The sequence below is a fragment of the Phytopseudomonas flavescens genome, from assembly GCF_900100535.1.
Classification (GTDB): domain Bacteria; phylum Pseudomonadota; class Gammaproteobacteria; order Pseudomonadales; family Pseudomonadaceae; genus Aquipseudomonas; species Aquipseudomonas flavescens.
In genome coordinates this window covers 248,138-272,308 of sequence record NZ_FNDG01000002.1, presented here as the reverse complement: position 1 = coordinate 272,308, position 24,171 = coordinate 248,138, and the positions used below count along the sequence as shown (strand labels likewise).

The window sequence follows — 24,171 nt, the reverse complement described above, 5'->3', positions numbered from 1 at the left end:
AGAGCGGCCTGCCATGAAGTGTTTCTCCCTCCTGCTGTTGAGCATCATGTCCTGGTCTGCCTGGGCTGCCGATGCCCCCGTGAACGCCTCGACCCCCTGGACACTGCTGGATCAGTTCGAGAACCCCTATACCCTGGATAACGCGGCCCGCGTGGTGCTGGTCGCACGCAGCATGTCGACGGCGCGCCTGGTGAACGGCGCACTGGAAGAAAAGCCGCAAGGCTTTCTGCAAGAACGCCACGTCGTCTACGTCGCGGACATCGAGAAGATGCCTTCTCTGGCGAAAATGGTCGCCGTGCCGGCCATGCGCTCGGCGAAGTACCGCATCATGCTCGACCAGACCGGCAGGGTCGCGAGCCGCTATCAAGGCGACCGGGAAACCGTGCAGTGGCTCGAGCTCGAAGACGGCAGGGTGATTCGCCAGCAACGTTTCAGCGATGCCGGCGAGTTGCAGCGCGCGCTCGAGGCCCTGCCTCGCTAGGTCTCGGCGTTCAGGTGAACAGCATGCCCAGGAAGCGGCCGATGTAGGGGTCGCCCCCGTAGGCTTGGTCCAGGCACATCCGGGCACGCGCCAGGTGCCCCTCGAGGCGTTCACGCACCCGCTCCTCTCCATACAAGGCCAGCAAGGTCGATTTGCCATCGTCCTTGCCCTGGTCCTTGGCATTGTTGGGGTTGGCGTCCTGCAGATCGTCGTAGAGCTGTACGGCATGGCCGAGCTCGACGGCGAAGCGCTGCAATACACCGCGCAGCGGTTTCGGCGCAGCGCTGATCAGGTAGGCCATGTCCATGATCGCGCTGAACAGGACGCCGGTCTTGAGGGTGTTGGTCTCGGCGATTTCTTCTTCCGAACGTGCATGCTTGCCGTCGCGCAAGTCCTGCAACTGCCCCTGCACCAGGCCTTGCGAGCCGACCGTACGGGCGACGATCTCCACCAACTGGGTGCGCACCAGCGGCTTCAGCCCCTCGATCGACGCGACCACCCCGAAGGCCCGGGCCAGCAAGGCGACAGCCGCGAGGATGGCGATATCCTCACCGAACGCCAGGTGCACCGTGGCCCGGCCACGGCGCACCTGAGCGTCGTCCATGCAGGGCATGTCGTCGAGGATCAGGGACGCTGCGTGGATCATTTCCACGGCACAGGCAAGATCCAGGGCCTGCTGCTGGTCGGCGCCCAGGCCATTGGCCGCGAGCAGCAGCAACAGGGGACGCATGCGCTTGCCGGGTGCCAGCGCACCGTCACGAACGGCAGCGGCTACCAGGTCCCGTTCGTTGCTGACGGCCGGTAGCAAGGCGTCCATCCTGGCCTCGATGGATCGGCGCAGCAGCGCCAGGTGTTCGGTGAATCCGCTGTCGATCGTTGCAGTCGCATAGGCTGACATCGTTCCCTCTCTTCTTCTGTATTCCGGCAATACTTGGACACGCTTTTCGCGTACGGCAAGGCCACGGCAGAAGGATCCTGACATTGAAATGACCGCAACTGAAGCTGCTTCGTAATGTTGGAACACCCAATGCGTACAGTTGCCTGATAATGTGGCCAATTCAAGCCGGGCGGGTGTCGACAAGTCATTCGACCACACCGTTCTGGACAGACCGTCTGCACCCCGAAATGATTCCTGCGCAATGGAGCCTGCATGAATAATAGCGACCTGAGTCGGCGTAAGGATGATCATCTGGATATCGTTCTGGATCGATACAGGGCGGCTGCACGTGTCAGCCCGGGCTGGTCGGCCGTGCAGTTCGAGCATTGCGCCTTGCCGGAGCTCGATCATCGGCAGATCGACCTGCGCAGCTCGCTGCTCGGCATCGCCCTGCAGGCACCTTTGCTGATCAGCTCCATGACCGGCGGGGCCGCGCGTTCCGAAGCCATCAACCGCCACCTCGCCGAAGCCGCCCAGGAGCTGGGCATCGCCATGGGAGTCGGCTCCCAGCGCGTCAGCCTGCAGAGCGGCAACCACCAGGGCCTGACCCGCGAGCTGCGGCGCCTGGCGCCAGGCATACCGCTGCTGTCCAACATCGGTGCGGCGCAGTTGCTGGAACCGCAAGGCCTGGACCTGGCGCGCCGTGCGGTCGACACGCTGGAAGCCAACGGCCTGATCATTCACCTCAACCCGTTGCAGGAAGCCGTACAGCCCGAAGGCGACCGAGACTGGCGCGGCGTGCTGGCGCAAATCGCCCGCGTGACAGCCAGCCTGCCGGTGCCGGTGATCGTCAAGGAGGTGGGTGCCGGGCTATCGGTACCGGTGGCCCGTTCGCTGCTCGAGGCCGGTGTGCAGGTCATCGATGTGGCGGGTGCCGGCGGCACCAGTTGGGCGGCGGTGGAAGGCGAGCGCGCGGCGCACCCGGCCGATCGCGCCGTGGCCATGGCCTTCGCCGGCTGGGGCATCCCCAGCGCGACAGCGGTGCAGTCGATACGCGATGCGCTGCCGGCGGTGACGCTGATCGCCTCCGGCGGTGTGCAAGACGGCGTGGATGCCGCCAAGGCGATTCGCCTGGGCGCCGATATCGTCGGCCAGGCCGCAGGCGTGCTGGCCGATGCCACGGTGTCGACCGAGGCGGTGATCGAACACTTCCAGATCGTCATCCGGCAATTGCGTACGGCGTGTTTCTGCACCGGCTCCGCCGACCTGGCGGCGCTGCGCAATGCCCGGCTGCTCCCGGCCGGCTCGCTGCAAACGGATCGAGCATGAGCCATTTCGCCGTCGTTGCGCCGCCCTACTACAGCCATTTCCAGGCGCTCCAGGCGCTCGCCGTGGTCCTCATCGAGCGCGGCCACCGGGTGACCTTCTTCCACCAATCGGACGCCGCCCACTGGCTCAGCGACCCGCGTATCGGCTTCCGTTCGGTGGGCGCCGGCAGCCATCCACCGGGCAGCCTGGAGCACACCCTGCGCCAGGCGGCGCGCCCGGACACGCCCTGGGGCCTGCGGCGAATCATCAAGCAGATGGCGGGTACCACGGCCATGCTCTGCAACGAGCTACCGGGGGTGTTCGCCGACAACGGCATCGAGGCCGTGCTCTGCGACCAGATGGAGCCCGCTGGCGGGCTGGTCGGTGAAAGCCTGGGGCTGCCGTTCATTTCCGTCGCCTGCGCGCTGCCGGTCAATCGCGAGCCGGGGCTGCCGCTGCCGGTGATGCCGTTCGCCTATGCCAGCGACGAGCGCAGCCAGCACATGTACCGTGGCAGCAGCCAGGTTTACGACTGGCTGATGAAGCCGCTTGGCAAGGTAATCGCCGATGCTGCCCTGCGCCTGGGCATCGCGCCACGTACCGCGCTGCACGAATGCCTGTCGCCGCTGGCGCAGATCAGCCAGACCCTTCCCGGTTTCGATTTTCCGCGCAGTCAGTTGCCGATGCACTTTCACGCGGTCGGCCCGCTGCGCAGCCCGGCGAACACGCAGCAGGGCGAATGGCCAATCGACAGGCAGAAACCCTTCTTCTTTGCCAGCCTCGGCACTCTGCAGGGCGACCGTATCGGCCTGTTCGAACGGATCGCCAAGGCCTGCCGCCGCCTCGACGGCCAGTTGCTGATCGCCCACTGCGGCAAGCTCGATGCCGCTCAGGAACGTCGGCTGATCGAGCGCGGCGCCACCTGGGTCACCGATTTCGCGCCACAGCAATGGGCGCTTGAGCAGGCTGACGCGGTGATCACCCACGGCGGCCTGAATACCGTGATGGATGCGATCGCCGCGCGCACGCCGATGCTGGTGATGCCGATCGCCTTCGACCAGCAGGGGGTGGCCGCACGGGTGGCCTATCGCGGTGTCGGCAGCCAGTTGAGCCGCCGCGCCAGCGCCTCACGCATCGAAGGGGCGCTACGTGCCTTGCTCGCGCAGCCCTTGCCGGGTTTCGACCCCTTGAGCGCCGAACTGCAGCAGGCCGGCGGTGCTCCCCGAGCCGCGGATATCGTCGAGGCGGCGCTGTTGCAATCGACGTCCACACGGGCTGACGACCTATGAGCCACGACCTGATTCTGGCGGGTGGCGGCCTCGCCAATGGTCTGATCGCCTGGCGCCTGCGCCAGCAGCGACCGGATCTCAAGGTGCTGTGCATCGACGAGCAGCCGCGCCTGGGCGGCAACCACACCTGGTCGTTCCACGATGGCGACCTGAGCGAGGCTCAGCACCGCTGGCTGGAGCCGCTGGTGGTGAAACGCTGGCCGAGCTATCAGGTGCACTTCCCCTATCTGTCACGGGCCATGCACAGTGGCTACGCGAGCATCACCGGTGAGCGTTTCGCCGAGGTCATAACCCCGGCGCTGGGTTCGTCCCTGCGCCTGGGTAGTACCATCGCCGAGATCAGCCCTACCCAGGTGACGCTGGAAAACGGCGAGCGGCTCGACGCCCGGGCGGTGATCGATGGTCGCGGCGCCCGACCCAGCAACAATCTGGTACTCGGCCAGCAGGCCTTCGTCGGCCAGTTGCTGCGCCTCGCACGGCCCCACGGACTGACGGCACCGATCATCATGGATGCGCGGGTGCCCCAGGGCGATGGCTATCGTTTCGTCTACGTACTGCCGTTCTCGGCGGACACGCTGCTGATCGAAGACACCCATTACGTCGACAATCACCGTGCCTCCACCGAGCAGTTGCGCGAACACATCGCGGCCTACGCCCGCCAGCATGGCTGGCAGATCGCCGAGTGCCTGCGCGAGGAACAGGGCATCCTGCCGATCACCCTGGCCGGCGACTTCGACGCTTTCTGGAACGAGGCGGCAGGCCAGCCGCTGTCCGGGCTGCGCGCCGGGCTGTTCCATTGCACCACCGGCTATTCCCTGCCCCACGCCGTCCGCTTGGCCGAGTGGCTGAGCAACTATCAGTTGCGTGACGCCGCCACCCTGGCCCACGACCTGCGCGCCCATGCGCGAGGCGAATGGCGCAATCAGGGTTTCTACCGCCTGCTCAACCGCATGCTGTTCCTGGCCGGGCGCCCCCAGGATCGCTGGCAGGTGATGCAGCGCTTCTACGGACTGCCGGCAGGGCTGATCGAGCGTTTCTACGCCGGCAGCAACCCCTGGTACGACCGTGCACGAATTCTTGTCGGCAAGCCGCCGGTGCCCGTTGATCAAGCCATGCGGGCGGCCGTGCGCCATTCCCCGCGGCATTTCGAGACTCGTTCATGAACCAAGCGAAAACAGCCATCGTCATCGGCGCCGGTTTTGGCGGGCTGGCCCTGGCCATTCGCCTGCAGAGCGCAGGCATCCACACCACACTGCTGGAAAAACGCGACCAGCCGGGCGGCCGCGCCTACGTCTATCGCGACCAGGGCTTCACCTTCGACGCCGGCCCAACGGTGATCACCGACCCGAGCGCCATCGAGGAGCTGTTCGCGCTCAGTGGCAGAAACATTGCCGACTACGTCGAGTTGCTCCCGGTCAAACCCTTCTACCGCCTGTGCTGGGAGGACGGCACGCAGTTCGACTACGCCAATGACCAGGCCGAGCTGGATCGTCAGATCCAGGCCCTCAACCCTGCCGACGTGGAGGGTTACCAGCGTTTCCTGGCCTACTCCCGTGCGGTGTTCAAGGAGGGTTACCTGAAGCTCGGCGCGGTGCCCTTCCTGTCGTTTCGCGACATGCTGCAAGTCGGCCCGCAACTGGCGCGGCTGCAGGCCTGGCGCAGCGTTTACTCGATGGTCTCGACATTCGTCGAACACGACAAACTGCGCCAGGCCTTCTCGTTCCATTCCCTGCTGGTGGGCGGCAACCCCTTCGCCACCTCGTCGATCTACACCCTGATCCATGCCCTGGAGCGCGAATGGGGCGTGTGGTTTCCCAAGGGTGGCACCGGCGCGCTGGTGCAGGGCATGGTCAGGCTGTTCGAAGACCTTGGCGGCACCCTGGAACTGAATGCCGACGTAGCCGCCATCGACACCGATGGCAACCGTGCCACTGCGGTGCGCCTGCAGGACGGTCGCCACTTCACCGCTGACAGCGTGGCTTCCAATGCCGACGTGGTGCATACCTACGCCAAGCTGTTGGCCGACCACCCCCGGGGCCGCCAGGAAGGCCGTCGCCTGAAAGGCAAACGCTTCAGCAATTCGCTGTTCGTGATCCACTTCGGTCTCAAGCGCCCACAGCCGCAGCTGCAGCACCATACGGTGTGCTTCGGGCCGCGCTACCGCGAGCTGATCGAGGACATCTTCTCCGGCCAGACCCTGGCCGAGGATTTCTCCCTGTACCTGCACGCGCCCTGCGTGACCGATCCCAGCCTGGCGCCTGAAGGTTGCTCCAGTCATTACGTGCTGTCGCCGGTACCGCACCTGGGCAATGCGCCCATCGACTGGGAGGTCGAGGGCCCGCGCTACCGCGATCGCATCCTCGACTACCTAGAGGCGCACTATATCCCGGGGCTGCGCGAGGACCTGGTGACCTGCCGGATCTTCACGCCCAATGATTTCCGCGATGAGCTGTATGCCTATCAGGGTTCGGCGTTCTCCCTGGAGCCGGTGCTGCAGCAGAGCGCCTGGTTCCGCCCACATAATCGCGATGCGCAACTGGACAACGTCTACCTGGTCGGCGCAGGGACCCACCCTGGCGCCGGTGTTCCCGGCGTGATCGGCTCGGCCAAGGCCACTGCAAGCCTGATGATCGAGGATCTTCAGTCATGAAGAACGCCGTGGCCACGGACGATCAGGTGCTGATCGAGCACGCCAAGCAGAGCATCGCGGTGGGCTCGAAGAGCTTCGCGGCAGCCTCGAAGCTGTTCGACGAGCCGACCCGACGCAGCGCGGTGATGCTCTACGCCTGGTGCCGCCACTGCGACGATGTGATCGACGGTCAGGAAGCCGGCCACGATGCGGTGCCCATCAGCCGCCAGGAAGCCGAGCAGCGCCTCGCGCATCTCAAGGCCCAGACCCGCGCGGTGTATGCCGGCACACAACTGGACGACCCCGCCTTCGCCGCCTTTCGCCAGGTGGTGCGCGCCCACGGCATTGCCGAGCAGCATGCCCAGGAGCACCTGGCAGGTTTCGAAATGGATGTGCTGGAGCGCCGCTATCGGAGCCTCGACGACACCCTGCAGTACTGCTACCACGTGGCCGGGGTGGTGGGTCTGATGATGGCGCGGGTGATGGGCGCCCGAGATGAAGCGACCCTGGATCGCGCCTGCGACCTCGGCCTGGCATTCCAGCTGACCAATATCGCCCGGGATATCGTTGATGACGCCGCCGTGGGCCGCTGCTACCTGCCTGAACAGTGGCTGGAGGAACTGGGGGTGCCGCGCGATCAGGTCGCCGCCATCCAGCATCGCCCCGCCGTCGCGGCGCTCGGCCAGCGCCTGGTGGAGCTGGCCGAGCCTTATTACGCCAGCGCCCAGGCCGGTCTCGGCGCCCTGCCCTGGCGCTCGGCCTGGGCGGTGGCAACGGCGGCGGCGGTCTATCGGCAGATCGGCATGAAGGTACTGGACGCTGGCGATCACGCCTGGGACGCGCGCATCTCCACCTCCAGGGCGGAGAAGATCGGCGCCGTGCTGAGCGGTTTGTGGCGGGCGGTTACGAGTCGTTTCGCGCGCTGGCCGGCTCGCCCCGGGAACCTGTGGCGACGTCCGCATCCGTCTTGCGCAGCGGCCCGTGATGCATCGCCCGCAACTGAGCCTTCAGACGCGCCGTAGGGGGCGCGTAGAGAAAGCCGAAGGACACGCAGCGCTCCTTGCCATCCACCGCGTGGTGCATCAGGTGCGCCTGGTACAGGCGCTTGAGGTAGCCGCTGCGCGGTACGAAGCGAAAGGGCCAGCGATGATGAACCAGGCCGTCATGGACCACGAAGTACAACAGCCCGTAGGCGGTCATGCCCGCACCGATCCACTCCAGCGGGTGCATGCCTTGAGTACCGAGGGCGATCAGCACGATGGCCAGCCCGGCGAATACCGCCGCGTACAGATCGTTCTTCTCGAACCAGCCTTCGCGCGGCTCGTGATGGGAACGATGCCAACCCCACCCCCAGCCGTGCATCACGTATTTGTGGGCGAAATAGGCCACACCTTCCATCGCGGTCAGCGTGACGAGAAAAACCAGGGCGTTGATGATCATCGTGCGGCTGATCCTTGCGAGCGGCTGCAGCCAGGCTTAGAGCGATTGAGCGGCACGCGGTAATCCTTCAGGCGGCGGTGATTGGGGCCTCTGCTATCGACACCCGGCAGCGCCATGCGATCCATCTAGCCGCGCAGCGGCGCGCCATGTCGGCAACATGGCACCCATCCTACCGCGCCGCAACGAATTGGCACAGAAAGCTCAAGGATAAAGATTCCGCAGTGCAGCCGATTGCCCCTTCACCCTGACCAGTTTCGAACACTTGGCGGGGCCAGGGTCTGTTGACGTTTCACGCACGGCCGCGCCGTCCAGCAGGCTAGATGAGCCGGCGGGAAGCGCATCACGGCTAAACGGGCCCGGCCCTGCCGGTAGGGCCGCCGGATTTTTCACGGCAACGCGGCTCTCGTTGAAACGCCCCCCTGGACAAGGCCGTTTCGCCTTGCCCTCAGCCATTCGTCAACGCCGAGCCCCTGCAGGCATAAAAAAACCGGGTTTGCCACCCGGTCTTTCATACCGCTCGGCGTATCAGCCGCGGCCTTCGCGGTAGAGGTTCTCGAAGCAGAAGTTGGTCGCTTCGATATAGCCCTCGGCACCGCCGCAGTCGAAACGACGGCCCTTGAATTTGTATGCCAGCACGCAACCTTCCTGCGCCTGCTTCATCAACGCATCGGTGATCTGGATTTCACCGCCCTTGCCAGGCTGGGTGTCCTTGATCAGGTCGAAGATATCCGGCGTGAGGATATAGCGACCGATGATCGCCAGGTTCGAAGGCGCGTCTTCGGCTTTCGGCTTCTCGACCATGTGGCTGACCCGGAAGATGTCATCGCGGATCATTTCGCCGGCGATCACGCCGTACTTGTGGATCTCTTCCATCGGCACTTCCTGCACCGCGACGATCGAGCAGCGGAACTGGTTGTACAGTTTGACCATCTGGGTCAGCACGCCGTCGCCTTCGATGTTCAGGCACAGGTCATCGGCCAGTACCACGGCGAACGGCTCGTCACCGATCAGCGGACGGCCGCTGAGGATCGCGTGCCCCAGGCCCTTCATTTCCACCTGACGGGTGTAGGAGAAGGTGCAGTTGTCGATCAGGCGACGGATGCCGACCAGGTATTTTTCCTTCTCGGTGTCGCGGATCTGGTGCTCCAGCTCATAGCTGATGTCGAAATGGTCTTCCAGAGAACGCTTGCCACGCCCGGTGACCATGGCGATCTCGGTCAGGCCGGCATTCAGGGCCTCCTCCACGCCGTACTGGATCAGCGGGGTGTTGACCACGGGCAGCATTTCCTTGGGCATGGCCTTGGTCGCCGGCAGAAAGCGGGTGCCATAACCGGCAGCTGGGAACAGGCATTTCTTGATCATGGGTTTTCCTTGAGTGGTCGATAGTGCACGAGTCGGCGAAGCGCTGGCATCAGGACGTCTGACGCAGCCGTTCGTAGTAATAAGGCAGTTGCAGCAAGGCGTGGCGCGCGGCCGCCGCGCGTCTTTCGTTGTTGTCTCCGGGGAATGTGACGGTCTCGCTGGTCACCCCCTGGTGCTCGGCCAGGCGCGTGGCGCAGGCGAAGCACATGGCACCGTCGATCACCTGCTGGCCGCTCCGGTCGTCGGCGGTCGGTGCGCCGGTGATCGCCAGGATGATGTCGGCACTGCTGACCTCCAGGACGCCGAGGGCCATTTCGCGAGCGACCTCTTCGCTGTTCATGCCGAAGATCTCGATGGTTTCCGCTTTCACCCCGAGGCTGGCCTGCATGGCGCGCTTGGAATAGGCGACGAAGGCGCTTTCCAGCACGCCGTCACAGCCTGGCACCGCCGCGACCGTGGCGGCCAGCAGCCCGGCAGTGGCCGACTCGGCAGTGCTCAGCACCAGGTTGTACTTTTCCAGGAAGTGCACCGCCTGCTCGATGTTTTGCATGCTGGCGAAATTCTCCGAGCCAATCGTTTCCGTGTGTCTATGGCAGTACAGGGGGCACACAAGTTCCGGACAATTAGCAGCGACCATTTATCGCGCAGCGTGAACTCTATGCCCTCCCCGTCTTTCCCACGCTAGACAGCAGGCCGACGGCAAAGGGGCAATGAAGTGAATACTCTGCGCAAGCTGCAAGATACCCATGAGCTGCATGACGTCAGCGACGTATCCATACGTGGCGCGTTCATCCAGGCATTGAGCGACAAGGCACGCCCGCTGTTCGAAGAAGCGGCCAGCTACGCACGCCACCACGACCTCGACGTGGTGGTGGATCTGGTGCTGGAGAACGACAAACCGCGCCTGATTCTCGCCGTCAGCCGGCCCGAGCAAGGCTTGGTCAGCAGTTACAGCCTGGTCGCCAATGTCACCGCGCAACGCATGCTGCACGAGGAATACTACGCCGACAGCGGCGACATCCACCGCCAGGAGTCGCTACTCGCATCTGTCAACGAAAAGGTCATCGACACCCGTCTGGCCAATTTCTTCCGCAAGGGTTTCGCCCTGCCGCTCGACTACCTCAACGAACGCCACCCCATCGGTTTCTGGTGAGCGCGGCGTTTGCCTGATCCCGAGCAATGCCTTGCAGACGCTGCTGACCTATAATGGGCACCTGTCAGAAACTGCGGGGAGCCTTCATGCAAGCGGATGTCGTCATTGTCGGAGCCGGGCCGGCGGGCCTCTGCCTGGCGCGCTCTCTGTCCGGCCACGGGCTGTCCATCGTACTGATCGAACGTCAGTCGCTCCACGACCTGGCGAATCCTGCAGCAGATGGCCGCGAAATCGCCCTCACCCATGCCTCCCAGCAGACGCTGCAGGCCCTTGGCATCTGGCAGCACATACCGCCCGATGAAATCGCCCCGTTGCGCGATGCCCAGGTTCTCAATGGCCCTTCCCCGTACGCGTTGCGCATCGCCGCAGCGGCCGTCGGCCAGGAGCGACTGGGCTGCCTGCTACCCAACCAGGCGATCCGCCGCGCAGCGTTCGCTGCGGCGAGCGACTGCCCCGACGTCCGATTGCTGAGCGGCTGCTGCATCGCCGACCTGCACTGCGCCAGGCAAGGCGTAGCGCTGCGCCTGAGCGATGGCCAGTGTCTGGATGGGCGCCTGCTGGTGGCGGCCGACAGCCGTTTTTCGGACACGCGGCGGCGCCTGGGAATCGGCGCGCGCATGGAAGACTTCGGCAAGACCATGCTGGTCTGCCGCATGGCCCATGAGCACTGTCATGAGCAGGTGGCCTGGGAGTGGTTCGGCTACGGGCAGACCCTCGCCCTGCTGCCCCTCAACGGTAACCGTGCTTCGGCGGTGCTGACCTTGTCGCCGGAAGACATGAACGGGGTGATGAAGCTGGAGCCCGGCGCCTTCGCACGCGACATGGAGCGACGTTTCGAGCACCGCCTGGGGCGTATGGAGCTGCTGGGCGAACGCCATACCTATCCACTGGTCGGCGTCTACGCACAGCGCTTCGCCGGGCTGCGCAGTGCATTGATCGGTGACGCGGCGGTGGGCATGCACCCGGTAACGGCCCATGGTTTCAACTTCGGCCTGCAGAGCCAGAAGCGGCTGGCGGATGCGCTGCTCGCTGCCCGGCACCACGGCCGCGACATCGGCGAACCCGGCGTCTTGCAGGGTTACGCCGGTGCTCAGCAGCGCGCCAGCTGGCCGTTGTACCAGGCCACCAGTGCGCTGGTGCGGCTGTATACCGATGATCGAATGCCCACGCGCCTGCTGCGCAATGCCGGCCTGCGCCTGGCGCAGAACCTGCCGCCGTTCAAGGCGGCGCTGGCCCGCCACCTGACCCAGGTCTCTGGCTGACTCAGCTGTCGGCGGCGCGCTGCAGGTTGAGCCGCTGACGCCACTCCATGTAGGTCTTGAGCAACAGTGTGAACAACGCCATGCAGGCCAGCAGGGCCGCTGCGGTGAAGGCCGCCACCGGCTTGTAGTCGTTGTTCAGCTGATCCACCAGCAGCGGCAAGGTCAGGGTCTGGTTGAGGATGGTGCCGGAGACCACCGACACCGCACCGAACTCGCCCACTGCCCGCGCATTGGTGACCACCACGCCGTAGAGCAGCGCCCATTTGATGTTGGGCAGCGTGATATGGCGGAAGATCTGCCAGCCATTGGCACCCAGACACAGCGCCGAGGTTTCCTCGTCATTGCCCTGGGACTGCATGACCGGAATCAGGATGCGCGCCACGTAAGGCGCGGTGACGAACACCGTGACCATGACGATACCGGGCCAGGCGAACATCAACTGCATGTCGTTATCGTAGAACCATTGGCCCAGGGCACCTTCCAGTCCGTAGACCACCAGGTAGCAGAGACCTGCGACCACCGGCGACACGGCATAGGGAATGTCCACCAGGGTGGTCAGCAGCTTGCGGCCACGGAAGTCGTAATGGGTCACGCACCAGGCCAGCAGGATGCCGAAGCACAGGTTCAGCGGCACGGTAAGCGCGGCGACCAGCAGGGTCAGGCCGATGGCGTGCTGCATGTAGTCCTGGGAGAGGTTGTCGACCAGCACGCTCCAACCGCCACTGAGCGCCCTGGTGAAAATCAGCGCAAGGGGAACCAGCAGCATCAGCGCCACAGCGCCGAGGCCGAGAATGATGAGTAACCATTGATGCCAGTACTGAGGCTTTTTCATCGGCTTTGCCGCTGCCATTTGAACAGACGTCCCTGCACCACCTGCAAAGCGAAGAGCAGGAACAGCGAAGCCAGGAGGATGACCGACGCGATCGCCGCCGCTGCCGGGTAATTGAATTCCTGCAGGCGCACGAAGATCATCAGCGACGAGACTTCGGTCTTGAAGGGGATGTTGCCGGCGATCATGATCACCGCGCCGAACTCGCCCAGGCTGCGCACGAACGCCTGGGACGCACCGGTGATCAGGGCCGGCGCCAGGCTCGGCAGCACCACGTAGGCAAAGCTCTGCCACTTGTTGGCGCCCAGGGTACTGGCCGCCTCCTCGTATTCCGTCCCCAGGCTCTGCAGCACGGGTTGCACGGTACGCACCACGAACGGCAGGCTGGTGAACACCATGGCGATCAGCAGGCCGGGGTAGGCATAGGCGATCTTGATGCCGGCTGCGGCGAAATACTGACCGAGCCAGCCACCGGGCACCAGCAGGGTCGCCAGGGTCAGCCCGGCGACCGACGTAGGCAAGGCGAACGGCAGATCCACCAGGGCGTCCACCAGGCGCCGGCCGGGAAACTCGTAACGGGTGATGATCCAGGCGATCAGCAGGCCGATCAACAACACGATGACGGTGGAATAGAAGGCACCACTGAGGGTGACCTTGTAGCTCTGTACTACGCGCGGATCGCTGATCGCCTGCCAGTACTGCGCCCAGCTCATGTCGCTGACGTAGAGCAACAAGGCGGACAGCGGGAACAGGATAACCAGCGACAGGTAGAAGACGCTGAAACCGAAGCTCAGGCCGAAGCCCGGCAGCAACGGATTCTGCAGAAAGAAAACGGGGGTCTTGCTCACTCGTAAATCCTTCAATGCACAAACCGCCGGAGAATCGGCGGTTTGTGAAATACGGCTGATGCAGTTCGATAGTCAGGGTGGTTCGGCACTCACGGGCCGCAGCCATTGGCCGCTATTGCCAAGAACCTGTTCATGATCTTTCGCCGTAACTCCCTGTGCAATGCCGCACAGTGGCGTATACGCCCATTGGATTGGGTGGGCGCCATGATCTATGAACCGCGAACAGATTCCAAGGCCGCCGGCCGGCGCCCAGCAGGCGTTGCACGTCGATTACCGGCCCTCGGCCAGCAACTGATCGAGGATCGCATTGCCGTCGAAGTGCTTGGCGGTGATCTCGTCCCAACTGCCGAGCACGTCGGTCGGGTCGATCAGGCGCAGATCCTGGAATTGACCTGCTGTCTCGGCAGCCACCTCCTTGTCCTGTACGCGGTAGTGGTAGGTGGTCAGCAGTTTCTGGATATCCTTGCTGTACTGGAAGTCCAGGTAGGCCTTGGCGACCTCGCGGGTGCCCTTCTCGTCGACCACCTTGTCCACCACGGCGACCGGGAATTCGGCCAGCACGCTTACCGGCGGCACGATCACCTCGAACTCCGCGGAGTTGAACTCTTCGCCCTTGGCGATATTCACCACTTCCGATTCGAAGCTAAGCAGCACGTCGCCCTGCCCGTTCTGGGCGAAGGCCACGGTGGCACCACGACCGCCGGTGGGGAAGTTCTCGACGTTGTGGAGGATCTTGCCGACGAATGCCTTGGTCTTCGCTTCATCGCCCTTGAACGCCTCGTTGGCGTACAGCCAGGCACCCAGGTAGCTGTAGCGGGCGTTACCGGAGGTTTTCGGGTTGGGGAATACCAGCTTCACGTCGGAACGGGCCAGGTCGTCCCAGTTCTTGATGTGCTTCGGGTTGCCCTTGCGCACCAGAAATGCGGTGGTGCTGTAGTACGGCGAGCTGTGGTTGGGGAACTGCTCGGCCCAGTCCTTGCGCAGCAGACCGCGCTTGGCCAGGATGTCCACGTCGGTGACCTGGTTGAAGGTCACGGTGTCGACCTTCTTGCCCTGGATGATGTCCTGAGCCTGGCGCGAAGTGCCGGCGAACGACTGGTCGATCTTCAGATCCTTGCCAGTCTCGGCCTTCCAGTGGGCCTGGAACTTGGGATTGATCTCGGCGAACAGTTCACGGGCGACGTCGTAGGACGCATTGAGAATCGGCTTGTCCGCAGCCAGCGCAGCGGCGCTACCGAACAACGAGGTGGTGACGGCAGTCGCCAGCAGGAGTTTCTTCAACATGATGCGGAGTTTCCTTACGGGTTGGGCGCGGATGACGGCGCCAGTCTGCTGGATGGCCTTATGCCTTAAAAGTATCTATTCAGCATAAGCATATTCTCTTGTGCAGTAGCAAACCGGCTGCCCTTCCTTTTGTGCTGCGCCGGCTTCAACCAACCCTTATAAATTCCCCAAAAGAATTACCACATGAAAATTGATTATTTATAGATCTAAAAAAGTGTGGGTAGAGTCGTGACTTACGACTCAGAGCAAGAGCTTCCCCCATGACCCACACAGCCACCGTGATCGACTTCGCCAGCTACCGTAAACGCCGTCAGGCGCGGCTCATGGCCGAAGCGATGTGGGCCATGTACGCCAGTCGTTTCAACCATCCGAACGCTCAGATGCCGATGATGCACAGGGATCTGGCCTGCCGGAGCTGAGGGCGGTGACTACCCTCAACCCCCTTTCCGCCGCCCCGGAGGGGGTCGGTACGCCCGACGACAACGAACCCGACGACCAGACCAGCCAGCTGGTGGCCCATAATCTTCAGCGCCTGCGCTGCAAACGCAATCTTTCTCTGGATGCCCTCGCCCGCCAATGTGGAGTGAGCCGTGCCATGCTGGCGCAGATCGAGTCCGGCCGCAGCACGCCGTCGATCAAGGTGCTGTGCAAGATCGCCAGGGGCCTCAAGGTATCGGTGGCCGCCTTTCTGGAAAGCCGGGCATTCGAGGGCGTCGCGCTGTTGCCGGCACGCACCAGCCGGCGCTTGGTGAGTGCCAGCGGCGAGTTCGTCAGCCGCGCGCTGTTTCCCTTCGATATCGCCCGGCAATCGGAATTCTACGAGTTGCGCCTGGCCCCGCTGGCCGAGGAGCGAGCGGATGGGCACGCCCCGGGAACCCAGGAAAACCTGGTGGTGGCCCAAGGCGTACTGGAGGTCTGCGTCAATGAGGAACGCTATCTGCTGTCGACTGGCGACGCAATTCTCTTCTACGCCGATCAGCCACACCGCTACCGCAACCCGGCAGACAGCGAAGCGCTGTGCTATCTGGTGGTCAAGTACCCGGAACGGCTGGACTGAAAACGCAGAAGCCCGGCGCAAGGCCGGGCTTCTTTTTGTGGCCTGCCATCCCTGGCGGTCACCCTAGGGGCCGTCGCAAGCGACGTCAAAAATCGCTCCTGGCGATTTTTTGCCACTGTCTACTGCTGTCGAATCAGCAGGTGCAGCACATCATCGGCATGCCATTGCAGCTCATCATCATCGGCATACCGCAGTCCATCATCTTCATCATCAGTTCGCAGCAGCGCTTGAACATCATCATGTCCATACCGGGCATCGGCATCATCTTGCACATCATCATGCCTTCGGCGCTCATGCTGCATTCCATGGCGCACTGCATGGACGGCATCGGCATGCCCATACCCATGGCAGGCATCATCATCATGTTCATCGGCATCTTGGCCATGGCGTCCTGCGACATGCACATCATCGACATGTTGCCGCAGTGCATCATCATCGGCATGGCGCAATCCATCATCATGGCCATCATTTCGGCGCTGTTCTTGAACATCGCCTTGTCCATGCCAGCAGCCGGCATCATGGTGCAGTTCATGCAGTCGGCCTGCATGTCGCAGCTCATGGTCGCCATCATCATGGGCATGCCCATCATCATCGGCATGTTGGCATTCATCGGCATTTGCATTGCGTTCATCATGGTGAACTCCTTGATTGGCTGGAAAGGTCTTGAAGCTGTTTCGTTGGAGGCGATTCTAGGCCGCTCAGCACACCAGGCAAGCTGTCAGCAGCGCAGCCAAAACGGGCGTATTGACGGGGAAAATCGAGCGATTTGCGTCACCGTAACGTGCCACAGCGTCGGAAACGGCGCTTAAGCGATCAGCGTAGATGCCATGAAGAGGATATGGACGTTATGGATATATCTTTCAGTGCTTAGTAAATAACCGAAGTGAATAATCGTTCTAACCTGAGCACAAAAAAACGTCCTGAAGGCGACACCCTTGCCTATTGCCTGCCTCAGACCACCGTCTGACAAACTTCACGAGCCCCCAATGCAGCAAGGCCCGCCTGGTTTCCCAGGCGGGCCTTGCTGAATTGCAGCTGTAGTCAGGAGCGAATCACTCCTTCCACTTGCCGCCTTCGACGATGATCGCCTGCGGGTCGGTACCTTCCGCCAGCTCCGGGCGCACGTACTGGTCATACAGAGCGAGCAGGAACTTCTCTTCTCCCAACTTGGCCAGCTCGTCGTTCACCCAGTCGCGCAGTTCGAAGTTGCCCTTCTTAACTGCCGGTGCGATCGGCGCTTCATCCCCCAGGGTTTCGGGTAGAACGCGATAGCCCGGATTCTGCTTGGCCCAGCTGAACAGCACCAGATTGTCCTGGGCGTAGGCATCGCCGCGGCCATTGGCCAGGGCCTGCAGCGACTCGGAGTTCTTCTCGAACTTGAGCAGCTTCCACTCCGGGTGGTTCTTGGTCAGCCAGATATCGGCCGTGGTACCGGTGGTGACGATGGTGGTCTTGTCGGCCAGATCATCGAGTTTTTTCACTTCGCTACCATCGGCCACCAGGGCCTGTACGGCGACACGCAGGTTCGGGTTGGTGAAATCCACCGCCTCGGCACGCTCCGGGGTGACGGTCATGTTGGCGAGGATCAGGTCGACCTTGTCGCTCTGCAGGAAGGGAATGCGGCTGGCCGGCTCGACCACCACGAACTCGACTTTCTTCTCGTCGCCGAGCAGGTCCTTGGCGAAGCGTTTGGCGATATCGGTATCGAAGCCGACGTGCTCGCCCTGCTCGTTGACGAAACCGAACGGCGGCTTGTCGCTGAAGACGCCGACGATCAGCTTGTCGCGGGCCTTGATCTTCTCCAGGTAGCTGTCGCTCGGTGCAGCTTCGGCAGCGGGTGGCGTCGGGGCGGCAGGCTGGGCAGCGGCCTGCTTGGGTTCATCGGACGGACCGCAGCCGATCAGCAGGCTGGCGGCGAGCAAGGGGAATACCAGGGCAGATTTGAAGGTCATTGCGCTTTCCTTTTGGGCATGTTTTCCACGTAGGAGAACTTCTCCAGAAACTGCTGCGCGCGTGCGGTTCGCGGGTTGCTGAAAAAAGTCTCGGGGTCGTTCTGTTCGGCGATCACGCCGCCGTCCATGAACAGGATTCGGTCGGCCACCGCCCGGGCGAAGGCCATTTCATGGGTGACGATGAGCATGGTCATGCCGCCTTCGGCGAGGCCCAGGATGACTTCCAGCACTTCCTTGACCATCTCCGGGTCGAGGGCTGCGGTCACCTCGTCGAACAGCATCACCTGGGGGTTCATGCATAGCGCGCGGACGATGGCGATACGCTGCTGCTGCCCACCCGACAGCTCGCGGGGATAGGCATTGCGCTTGTCCAGCAGGCCGACCCGCTCGAGCAGACGCTCGGCCTGCTCGAGGGCTTCGACGAAGGGGCGCTTCTGCACCTTGAGCGGGCCGAGCAGGACGTTCTCCAGCACCGTCTTGTTGGGGAACAGGTGGTAGCTCTGGAACACCATGCCGATTTCCTGGCGCACGGCACGCCAGTCGGTCTTGCCGCCCAACTCGCGGCCGGCGAAACGCAGGCTGCCGCCCTGCCCTTGCTCGAGGCCATTGAGGCAGCGCAGCAAGGTGCTCTTGCCGCAGCCGCTGGGGCCGAGGATCACCACCACCTCGCCGCGCTCGACGCGCAGGTCGACGGCACGCAGCACGGGTGTGGCGCCGAAGCTTTTACTGAATGAAGAGAGTTCGATCAACGCGGTCATGCATGACTCCAGCGCCGTTCCAGCACACGCGAAGCGGCGGACAGCGGATAACAGAGCACAAAGAAGAACAGGAACAGAAAGCCGTAGATCAGCACCGACTCGTAGGTGCGTTCGATGATCTGCTGGCCCACCTTGATCACATCCACCACGCCGATCAGCACCGCCAGCGAGCTGGTCTTGATCAGCCGCGTGTAGACGTTGATGGTCGGCGGCGTGATGCGCTTCAGCGCCTGGGGCAGCAGCACCTCACCGTACAGCTGCCAGGTATTCAAGCCGATCGCCAGGCCCGCTTCACGCTGGCCACGGGGTAGCGATCGCAAACCGCCGCGCACCACTTCGCCCACCTCGCTGGCGCCCCACAGGGACAGCACCAGCACCGCGCACCAGAAGCTCGGCACGCTGACACCAACAAAGATCGGCAGGCCGAAGAACATCAGGTACAACCAGACCAGCACGGGAATCGCCCGGAACAGTTCCAGGTAGACCCGCAGTACGCCGTCGACCCAGGCGGAACCCAGGCTGCGCAGCACCCCGTAGAGCACCCCGCCGGCGGTACTGAAGGCGATGGCGGACGTCGAAATGCTCAGGGTTTCCCAGGCGCCGCGGGCCAGTTGTGGCGCCGACACCCAGAGTAATTCAAGACCCGAACTGGCCATGTTGCAGCCTCCTTTCCAGTACACCCAACAGCAGCGACAGCGGCAGGAACAGCAGCACGCACAGGGCGGTCATCACCGCGAGCATCTCGTAGGTCTTGTAGTACAGGGCTATGTAGCTCTTGGTGGTGTAGAGAATCTCCGGCACTGCCACCGCCGATACCACGGTGGTTTCCTTGAGCAGGAAGATGAAATTGGCGAACAGCGCCGGCAGGCTGAGCAGACCGGCCTGGGGCAGGATCACGTGGCGCAGCAGCTGCCAGCGCGACAGGCCGATGGACAGCCCCGATTCGATCTGCGCCCTGGGCACCGCTTCCACGCCAGCGCGCAGCACCTCGGTCAGGTAGGCGCCGCCGAGAAAGGTCATGGCGATGATCGCCGCCGCGAAACCGGACAACCGAATGCCGATGACCGGCAAGGCGAAATAGATTAAGAACAGCTGGATAAGCAACGGCGTATTGCGCGCCACTTCGACGTACAGGCCGACCAGGGGGCGCAGCAAAGCCACGCGCCAGACCAGGATCGCCGAGTTGATCAGCGCCACCAGCAAGGAACAGGCGATGGCGATGGCACCGACCTGCAGGGTGACGCCAACGGCTTCCAAAAAGGCCGGCAGCGTCGATAACACGAATGGCCAGTCGAAGCTCATGGCTGCGCACCGCCGTCATACCAGGGGGCCTGCACCTGCAGGCCGGTTACCACGAAAGAACGCATCATCGACACCAACAGTAGACTGCCGCGTTGTGCGCAGCAGTGCAGGGCTAATTGCGCGCGGAGATCACCCGCGCTAGCGGGCTGTTGAAAAACTATCTGCGTTGCCATCGCGGCGTTAAAAACAGTCTCGTATCCGAGTCCAATCAAAATGCTCATGTACTACTCGTACACTCCGCTTTTTACTCACTACGTTCGCCCTGCGGGCCAGCCTTCGGCTGTTACTCCGCTACGCTACGTTTCGCCTGTTTTTGCCTTGCGCTGGCTGCCTCGCTGACGTTTTTCAACGGCCCCCCAGTTTCTGATCACCGCTATCAGCTACCCGGATTGGCGTAGGCTTCTTTGAAGAAGTAATCCTTCCAGGACGCCGCCTTGTTCTTCAGCACGCCCAGTTCATGCAGCTTCTCGGCGTAGATGAAAGTGCGCTCCGGCGACACGGTGAAATCGATCTCCGGGTCGGTGACGATCTTCTGCACGAATGCCAGCGGCAGCTTGGAGTTCTCCACCTTGATGTAGGTCTCGGCCGCTGCGGCCTTGTCGGCCTTGATGATCTGCGAAGCCTCGACCAGCGCGTCGTAAAAGGCCTTGTAGGTCTTCGGGTTCTCGTCGTGGAATTTCTCGGTGGCGTACAGCACGTTGAAGGTGGCTTGTCCGCCAAGGATGTCGTAGGAGCTGATCAGCTTGTGCACGTCCGGGTTTTCCAGCGCCTGGTACTGGAATGGCGGGCTGGAGAAATGCGCGGTGATTTCCGAGCCACCCTTGGTCAGCGCTACGGTAGCGTCCGGGTGCGGCAGGCTCACGGAGATCTTGTCGAAACGCTGGAAGTCGGCATTACCGTACAGCTTGGCGGTCTCCAGCTGCAGAGTGCGTGACTGGAAGCCCACACCGGCGGCAGGTACGGCGATGCGGTCCTTGTCGCTGAGATCATTCAGGGTCTTGACCTCTGGGCGATTGCTCAGCAGGTAGTTGGGCATGGAACCCAGGGCCGCCACGGCCTTGACGTTCTGCCGGCCATGAGTGCGGTCCCACACGGTGAGCATCGGCGGTACGCCGGCCGAGACCACGTCGATGGCGCCGGCGAGCAGTGCTTCGTTCATCGCCGTGGCGCCGGAGATGGTCCGCCACTCCACATCGATCTTGTCCAGGCCCTGGGCCTTGGCGTGTTTCTCGATCAATTGCTGATCCTTGACCACGTGCAGCACCAGGTAGCCGATGCCGAACTGCTGGGCGATGCTGATCTTGCCTTCGGCATGAGCGACCAGCGGGGCCGCCAGGGCGCCGAACAGGCCCAGGGCGGCTAGTGCAGTGGCCAGCCGGCCAAGTTTGAAGGTGTTGGTCATCGATTGTTCTCGTTGTCGATTATCGGTAGTTCGGATCGAGCGCAGTTTCGTAGGGTGGATCGCGCTTCACCGATCCACCGATCCGGTGGATGAGAAAAACGTCGGCTACGCGCCCGATCCACCCTACGGCCCTAGCGCTGCATGCCCCAGCGCTTCACGGTGACGCGTTCCAGCGTGGCGAACACCAGGTTCTCCACCAGCAGGCCGATCAGGATCACCGCCGCCAGGCCGGCAAACACCTTGTCGGTGTACAACTCGTTGCGGTTCTGGAAGATGTACCAGCCCAGGCCGCCCTTGCCGCTGGAGGCGCCGAACACCAGTTCGGCGGCGATCAGCGTGCGCCAGGCGAAGGCCCAGCCGATCTTCAGGCCGGCAAGGATCGAAGGCAACGCAGCGGGCACCAGAATGAACAGCACGAAGCGCAGGCCCTTGAGGCCATAGTTGCGCCCGGCCATGCGCTGGGTCTCGGAAACGCCGAGAAAGCCCGCGTAGGTGTTCAGCGCCAACGCCCACAGCACCGAGTGCACCAGCACGAAGATCAGGCTGTTCTCGCCCAGGCCGAACCACAGCAGCGCCAGCGGCAGCAGCGCGATGGCGGGCAGCGGGTTGAACATCGAGGTCAGGGTGGAAAGCAGATCTCGGCCCAGCTGCGTCGACACCGCCAGGGTGGTGAGCAGGAAAGCCATGCCGATGCCGACCAGGTACCCCTTGACCAGCACCGACAGGGAAATGGCGGTCTTCTCCACCAGCTCGCCGGTGCCCACGCCCTCGATGAAGGCGCGGGCGGTCTGCAGGAAGCTGGGCAGCAGCAGGTCATTGCCCTGGTAGCGGGCCGCGAGTTCCCAGATCAGCGCCAGGCCGAGCAGGATCACCGACTTGCGTAGCCATCCCTGTTGCCAGAGACGCTGCCCCAGAGACAGCTCGCGCTCTACCTTGAGGCCAGGCAACGGTTGCAGGGGGATTTCGTATTCCTCACGCCGTGCGGGGGAAAGATTCATGGTTGAACGCTCCTCAGTAGGCGATGCGGATATCGTGGAAGCCCAACTCGACGCCTTGGCCGTTGTCGACCTCCTCGTCGAACAGCAGGCGATGGATGCGTTGCGCGGTCTGCTGGAAGGCCACGCCGCCTAAGCTGTGCAGGTCGAACTGATGGCTGTTGATTTCCGCACGCACGCGCCCCGGGTGGGGTGACAGCAGCAGGATGCGATTGCCGACGACCAATGCCTCCTCGATGGAGTGGGTGACGAACAGCAGGGTGAAGCGCACCTCCTCCCAGAGTTCCAGCAACTCCTCCTGCATCTTGCGACGGGTCAGCGCATCGAGGGCGGCGAAGGGCTCGTCCATCAGCAGGATCTTCGGCTGCATGGCCAGGGCGCGGGCGATGGCCACACGGGCCTTCATGCCGCCGGACAGGGTGTGCGGATAGGCATCGGCGAACGCCGCCAGGCCGACCTTTTCCAGGTAATGCAGGGCGCGTTCTTCTGCGTCCTTGCGGCCCAGGGTGCGCGAGGCCAGCAGCGGGAACATCACGTTCTGCTTAACCGTCTTCCAGGGCGGCAACTGGTCGAATTCCTGGAACACCACGATGCGGTCCGGGCCAGGTTCGCGCACCTGGGCACCGTCGAGACGGATGCTGCCGCCGACCGGTTCGATGAACCCGGCTACCGCCTTGAGCAGGGTGGACTTGCCGCAGCCCGAGGGGCCGAGCAGTACGAAACGATCGGCGCGGTCCACCTCGAAGCTGACTTCGTGGGTGGCGCGCACCACGCGCTGCGGGGTGCGGTATTCGAGGCTGACCTGGTCGACCTGCAGCAGGGTGTCGAAGACGCCAGCCTGTGGCGTGCTGGCCGCGTGGCCTTGCAGTGGGGCATTCATGGCGTTCAGCTTCCCTGGCCGATGGCGGGATCTTCGAAGAAATAATCCTGCCAGGAGGCCGGTTTGTTCTTGATGGCGCCGACACGGTAGAGGAAATCGGCCAGCGGATAGGTGTTGGTGGGGGTCACGGTGAACTGGAAGTCGTCGTTGTCGATGATTTTCAGCAGCTCCTCGCGGCTGATCTTGGCACCGGTGACGCGGATGTAGGTGTCCGCCGCGGCGCCCTTGTCCTTCTCGGCGAATTCGGCCGCTTCGGCCAGTGCGCCGACGAAAGCCTTGTAGGTCTTGGGGTTGTCGGTGCGGAATTTCTCGGTGGCGTACAGCGCGGTGGGGGAGTTCGGGCCGAGCAGCTTGTAGGTGTCGAGCACCACGTGCACGTTGGGGTTCTCCAGCGCCTGGTTCTGGAACGGCGGGTTGGAGAAGTGCCCGGTCAGCTCGGTGCCACCGGCCTTCAGCGAAGCGGTGGCATCGGGGTGCGGCAGGGCCACGGTGTACTTGTCCAGGCGGTTGTACTGGTCATCGCCCCATTGTTTGGCGGCGGCATACTGCAGGAAGCGCGACTGCACCGACACGCCCACGGCCGGCACGGCGATACGATCCTTCTCGGTGAAGTCGGCGATGGTCTTGACCTTGGGGTTGTTGCTCACCAGGTAATAGGGAAAGTTGCCCAGCGACGCCACGCCCTTGACGTTCTGCCGGCCATGGGTACGGTCCCATACGGTCAGCAGCGGGCCGATACCGGCGCCGGCGATGTCGACGGCGCCGGACAGCAGGGCGTCGTTGACCGCCGAACCACCGGACAGCTGCTGCCAGTCGACCTCGATGTCCAGACCTTCGGCCTTGCCGTGCTTCTCGATCAGCTGCTGGTCACGCACCACGTTGAGCAGCAGGTAGACGATGCCGAACTGCTCGGCGATGCGGATCTGGCCCTCGGCATGGGCGACCTGCGGAGCGGCCACGCCACCTGCCAGCAGGCTCAGACTCAGGGCGATGCCACCGGCCAGACGGCCGAAACGGGGAACAGAGGGAAAGCGCTTACCTGCCGACATATAGAGGCTCCAGT

Annotated in this window: 27 protein-coding genes; 10 read left to right on the top strand and 17 right to left on the bottom strand. The window is 63.4% G+C overall.

The window, feature by feature from the left end:
• The first annotated feature begins 13 nt into the window (after positions 1 to 13).
• Positions 14 to 481, top strand: coding sequence for a hypothetical protein (locus BLR94_RS03385; RefSeq protein ID WP_084303258.1), 468 nt, complete (start codon positions 14 to 16; stop codon positions 479 to 481).
• Positions 482 to 491: 10 nt separating this feature from the next.
• Here BLR94_RS03385 and BLR94_RS03380 read toward each other — a convergent pair whose 3' ends face one another.
• Positions 492 to 1,379 (bottom strand): polyprenyl synthetase family protein, encoded by an 888-nt coding sequence (locus BLR94_RS03380; protein ID WP_084303259.1) that lies wholly within the window; start codon positions 1,377 to 1,379, stop codon positions 492 to 494.
• A gap of 252 nt (positions 1,380 to 1,631) precedes the next feature.
• Here BLR94_RS03380 and fni point away from each other — a divergent pair, with 252 nt between their 5' ends.
• Genes fni through crtB form a run of 5 tightly spaced genes read left to right on the top strand, consistent with a single transcriptional unit; the run spans position 1,632 to position 7,606 of the window.
• Positions 1,632 to 2,687 carry a type 2 isopentenyl-diphosphate Delta-isomerase gene (fni, locus tag BLR94_RS03375; protein ID WP_084303260.1) on the top strand — a complete coding sequence of 352 codons (1,056 nt, stop codon included), beginning with the start codon at positions 1,632 to 1,634 and terminating at the stop codon, positions 2,685 to 2,687.
• Positions 2,684 to 3,955: a glycosyltransferase gene (locus tag BLR94_RS03370; RefSeq protein ID WP_084303261.1), complete on the top strand. Its 1,272-nt coding sequence runs from the start codon at positions 2,684 to 2,686 to the stop codon at positions 3,953 to 3,955. The genes fni and BLR94_RS03370 overlap by 4 nt, the downstream gene beginning before the upstream one ends.
• Positions 3,952 to 5,118, top strand: a complete 1,167-nt coding sequence (gene crtY, locus BLR94_RS03365; RefSeq protein ID WP_084303262.1) for a lycopene beta-cyclase CrtY — start codon at positions 3,952 to 3,954, stop codon at positions 5,116 to 5,118. The genes BLR94_RS03370 and crtY overlap by 4 nt, the downstream gene beginning before the upstream one ends.
• Positions 5,115 to 6,605 carry a phytoene desaturase gene (locus BLR94_RS03360; RefSeq protein WP_084303263.1) on the top strand — a complete coding sequence of 497 codons (1,491 nt, stop codon included), beginning with the start codon at positions 5,115 to 5,117 and terminating at the stop codon, positions 6,603 to 6,605. Before crtY ends, BLR94_RS03360 begins: the two co-directional genes overlap by 4 nt.
• Positions 6,602 to 7,606 (top strand): 15-cis-phytoene synthase CrtB, encoded by a 1,005-nt coding sequence (gene crtB / locus BLR94_RS03355; RefSeq protein WP_139207408.1) that lies wholly within the window; start codon positions 6,602 to 6,604, stop codon positions 7,604 to 7,606. Before BLR94_RS03360 ends, crtB begins: the two co-directional genes overlap by 4 nt.
• On the opposite strand, the gene BLR94_RS03350 is transcribed toward crtB, so the two are convergent.
• The 3 genes from BLR94_RS03350 to BLR94_RS03340 all read right to left on the bottom strand — a co-directional run bounded on the left by BLR94_RS03350 (position 7,488) and on the right by BLR94_RS03340 (position 9,936).
• Positions 7,488 to 8,024, bottom strand: coding sequence for a sterol desaturase family protein (locus BLR94_RS03350; RefSeq protein ID WP_084303264.1), 537 nt, complete (start codon positions 8,022 to 8,024; stop codon positions 7,488 to 7,490). The two genes, crtB and BLR94_RS03350, sit on opposite strands and share 119 nt — an antisense overlap.
• 525 nt (positions 8,025 to 8,549) lie before the next feature.
• Complete coding sequence (gene galU / locus BLR94_RS03345) at positions 8,550 to 9,386, bottom strand: UTP--glucose-1-phosphate uridylyltransferase GalU (RefSeq protein WP_042554636.1); 837 nt, start codon at positions 9,384 to 9,386, stop codon at positions 8,550 to 8,552.
• A gap of 49 nt (positions 9,387 to 9,435) precedes the next feature.
• Positions 9,436 to 9,936: a CinA family protein gene (locus BLR94_RS03340; RefSeq protein WP_084303265.1), complete on the bottom strand. Its 501-nt coding sequence runs from the start codon at positions 9,934 to 9,936 to the stop codon at positions 9,436 to 9,438.
• 165 nt (positions 9,937 to 10,101) lie between these two features.
• Here BLR94_RS03340 and BLR94_RS03335 point away from each other — a divergent pair, with 165 nt between their 5' ends.
• Positions 10,102 to 10,539: a hypothetical protein gene (locus tag BLR94_RS03335; RefSeq protein ID WP_084303266.1), complete on the top strand. Its 438-nt coding sequence runs from the start codon at positions 10,102 to 10,104 to the stop codon at positions 10,537 to 10,539.
• Between the two features lie 86 nt (positions 10,540 to 10,625).
• The gene (gene ubiM, locus BLR94_RS03330) at positions 10,626 to 11,801 is read left to right on the top strand and encodes a 5-demethoxyubiquinol-8 5-hydroxylase UbiM (RefSeq protein WP_084303267.1); all 1,176 of its coding nucleotides are present in this window, start codon (positions 10,626 to 10,628) and stop codon (positions 11,799 to 11,801) included.
• Between the two features lies 1 nt (position 11,802).
• Here ubiM and cysW read toward each other — a convergent pair whose 3' ends face one another.
• The 3 genes from cysW to cysP all read right to left on the bottom strand — a co-directional run bounded on the left by cysW (position 11,803) and on the right by cysP (position 14,762).
• Positions 11,803 to 12,633, bottom strand: coding sequence for a sulfate ABC transporter permease subunit CysW (cysW, locus tag BLR94_RS03325; protein ID WP_084303268.1), 831 nt, complete (start codon positions 12,631 to 12,633; stop codon positions 11,803 to 11,805).
• Entirely contained in the window at positions 12,630 to 13,478 is an 849-nt protein-coding gene (cysT, locus tag BLR94_RS03320; protein WP_084303269.1) for a sulfate ABC transporter permease subunit CysT, read from the bottom strand. The genes cysW and cysT overlap by 4 nt, the downstream gene beginning before the upstream one ends.
• A gap of 270 nt (positions 13,479 to 13,748) precedes the next feature.
• Positions 13,749 to 14,762, bottom strand: a complete 1,014-nt coding sequence (gene cysP / locus BLR94_RS03315) for a thiosulfate ABC transporter substrate-binding protein CysP (protein WP_084303270.1) — start codon at positions 14,760 to 14,762, stop codon at positions 13,749 to 13,751.
• Positions 14,763 to 15,022: 260 nt separating this feature from the next.
• Here cysP and BLR94_RS27485 point away from each other — a divergent pair, with 260 nt between their 5' ends.
• Both BLR94_RS27485 and BLR94_RS03310 read left to right on the top strand, forming a co-directional pair.
• Positions 15,023 to 15,181 (top strand): hypothetical protein, encoded by a 159-nt coding sequence (locus BLR94_RS27485; RefSeq protein WP_167359707.1) that lies wholly within the window; start codon positions 15,023 to 15,025, stop codon positions 15,179 to 15,181.
• A gap of 5 nt (positions 15,182 to 15,186) precedes the next feature.
• On the top strand, positions 15,187 to 15,819 hold the full coding sequence (locus BLR94_RS03310) for a helix-turn-helix domain-containing protein (protein WP_084303271.1): 633 nt from the start codon (positions 15,187 to 15,189) through the stop codon (positions 15,817 to 15,819).
• A 133-nt stretch (positions 15,820 to 15,952) separates the two neighbouring features.
• Here the strand turns inward: BLR94_RS03310 and BLR94_RS27870 are convergent, their stop codons facing one another.
• The 10 genes from BLR94_RS27870 to BLR94_RS03260 all read right to left on the bottom strand — a co-directional run bounded on the left by BLR94_RS27870 (position 15,953) and on the right by BLR94_RS03260 (position 24,157).
• Entirely contained in the window at positions 15,953 to 16,453 is a 501-nt protein-coding gene (locus BLR94_RS27870) for a hypothetical protein (RefSeq protein WP_084303272.1), read from the bottom strand.
• Positions 16,454 to 16,871: 418 nt separating this feature from the next.
• Entirely contained in the window at positions 16,872 to 17,771 is a 900-nt protein-coding gene (locus BLR94_RS03300) for a transporter substrate-binding domain-containing protein (RefSeq protein ID WP_084303273.1), read from the bottom strand.
• Positions 17,768 to 18,529, bottom strand: a complete 762-nt coding sequence (locus tag BLR94_RS03295; RefSeq protein ID WP_084303274.1) for an amino acid ABC transporter ATP-binding protein — start codon at positions 18,527 to 18,529, stop codon at positions 17,768 to 17,770. The genes BLR94_RS03300 and BLR94_RS03295 overlap by 4 nt, the downstream gene beginning before the upstream one ends.
• Complete coding sequence (locus BLR94_RS03290; RefSeq protein ID WP_084303275.1) at positions 18,526 to 19,185, bottom strand: amino acid ABC transporter permease; 660 nt, start codon at positions 19,183 to 19,185, stop codon at positions 18,526 to 18,528. Before BLR94_RS03290 ends, BLR94_RS03295 begins: the two co-directional genes overlap by 4 nt.
• A complete protein-coding gene (locus BLR94_RS03285) occupies positions 19,166 to 19,831 on the bottom strand; it encodes an amino acid ABC transporter permease (protein WP_084303276.1) in 666 nt (221 codons plus the stop codon). The genes BLR94_RS03290 and BLR94_RS03285 overlap by 20 nt, the downstream gene beginning before the upstream one ends.
• Positions 19,828 to 20,052 carry a hypothetical protein gene (locus tag BLR94_RS03280; RefSeq protein ID WP_084303277.1) on the bottom strand — a complete coding sequence of 75 codons (225 nt, stop codon included), beginning with the start codon at positions 20,050 to 20,052 and terminating at the stop codon, positions 19,828 to 19,830. Before BLR94_RS03280 ends, BLR94_RS03285 begins: the two co-directional genes overlap by 4 nt.
• A gap of 155 nt (positions 20,053 to 20,207) precedes the next feature.
• Complete coding sequence (locus BLR94_RS03275; protein WP_084303278.1) at positions 20,208 to 21,233, bottom strand: ABC transporter substrate-binding protein; 1,026 nt, start codon at positions 21,231 to 21,233, stop codon at positions 20,208 to 20,210.
• A 131-nt stretch (positions 21,234 to 21,364) separates the two neighbouring features.
• Complete coding sequence (locus BLR94_RS03270; protein ID WP_084303279.1) at positions 21,365 to 22,231, bottom strand: ABC transporter permease; 867 nt, start codon at positions 22,229 to 22,231, stop codon at positions 21,365 to 21,367.
• Between the two features lie 13 nt (positions 22,232 to 22,244).
• Positions 22,245 to 23,108: an ABC transporter ATP-binding protein gene (locus BLR94_RS03265; protein ID WP_084303280.1), complete on the bottom strand. Its 864-nt coding sequence runs from the start codon at positions 23,106 to 23,108 to the stop codon at positions 22,245 to 22,247.
• Between the two features lie 5 nt (positions 23,109 to 23,113).
• Positions 23,114 to 24,157: an ABC transporter substrate-binding protein gene (locus tag BLR94_RS03260; RefSeq protein WP_084303281.1), complete on the bottom strand. Its 1,044-nt coding sequence runs from the start codon at positions 24,155 to 24,157 to the stop codon at positions 23,114 to 23,116.
• Positions 24,158 to 24,171 lie beyond the last annotated feature (14 nt).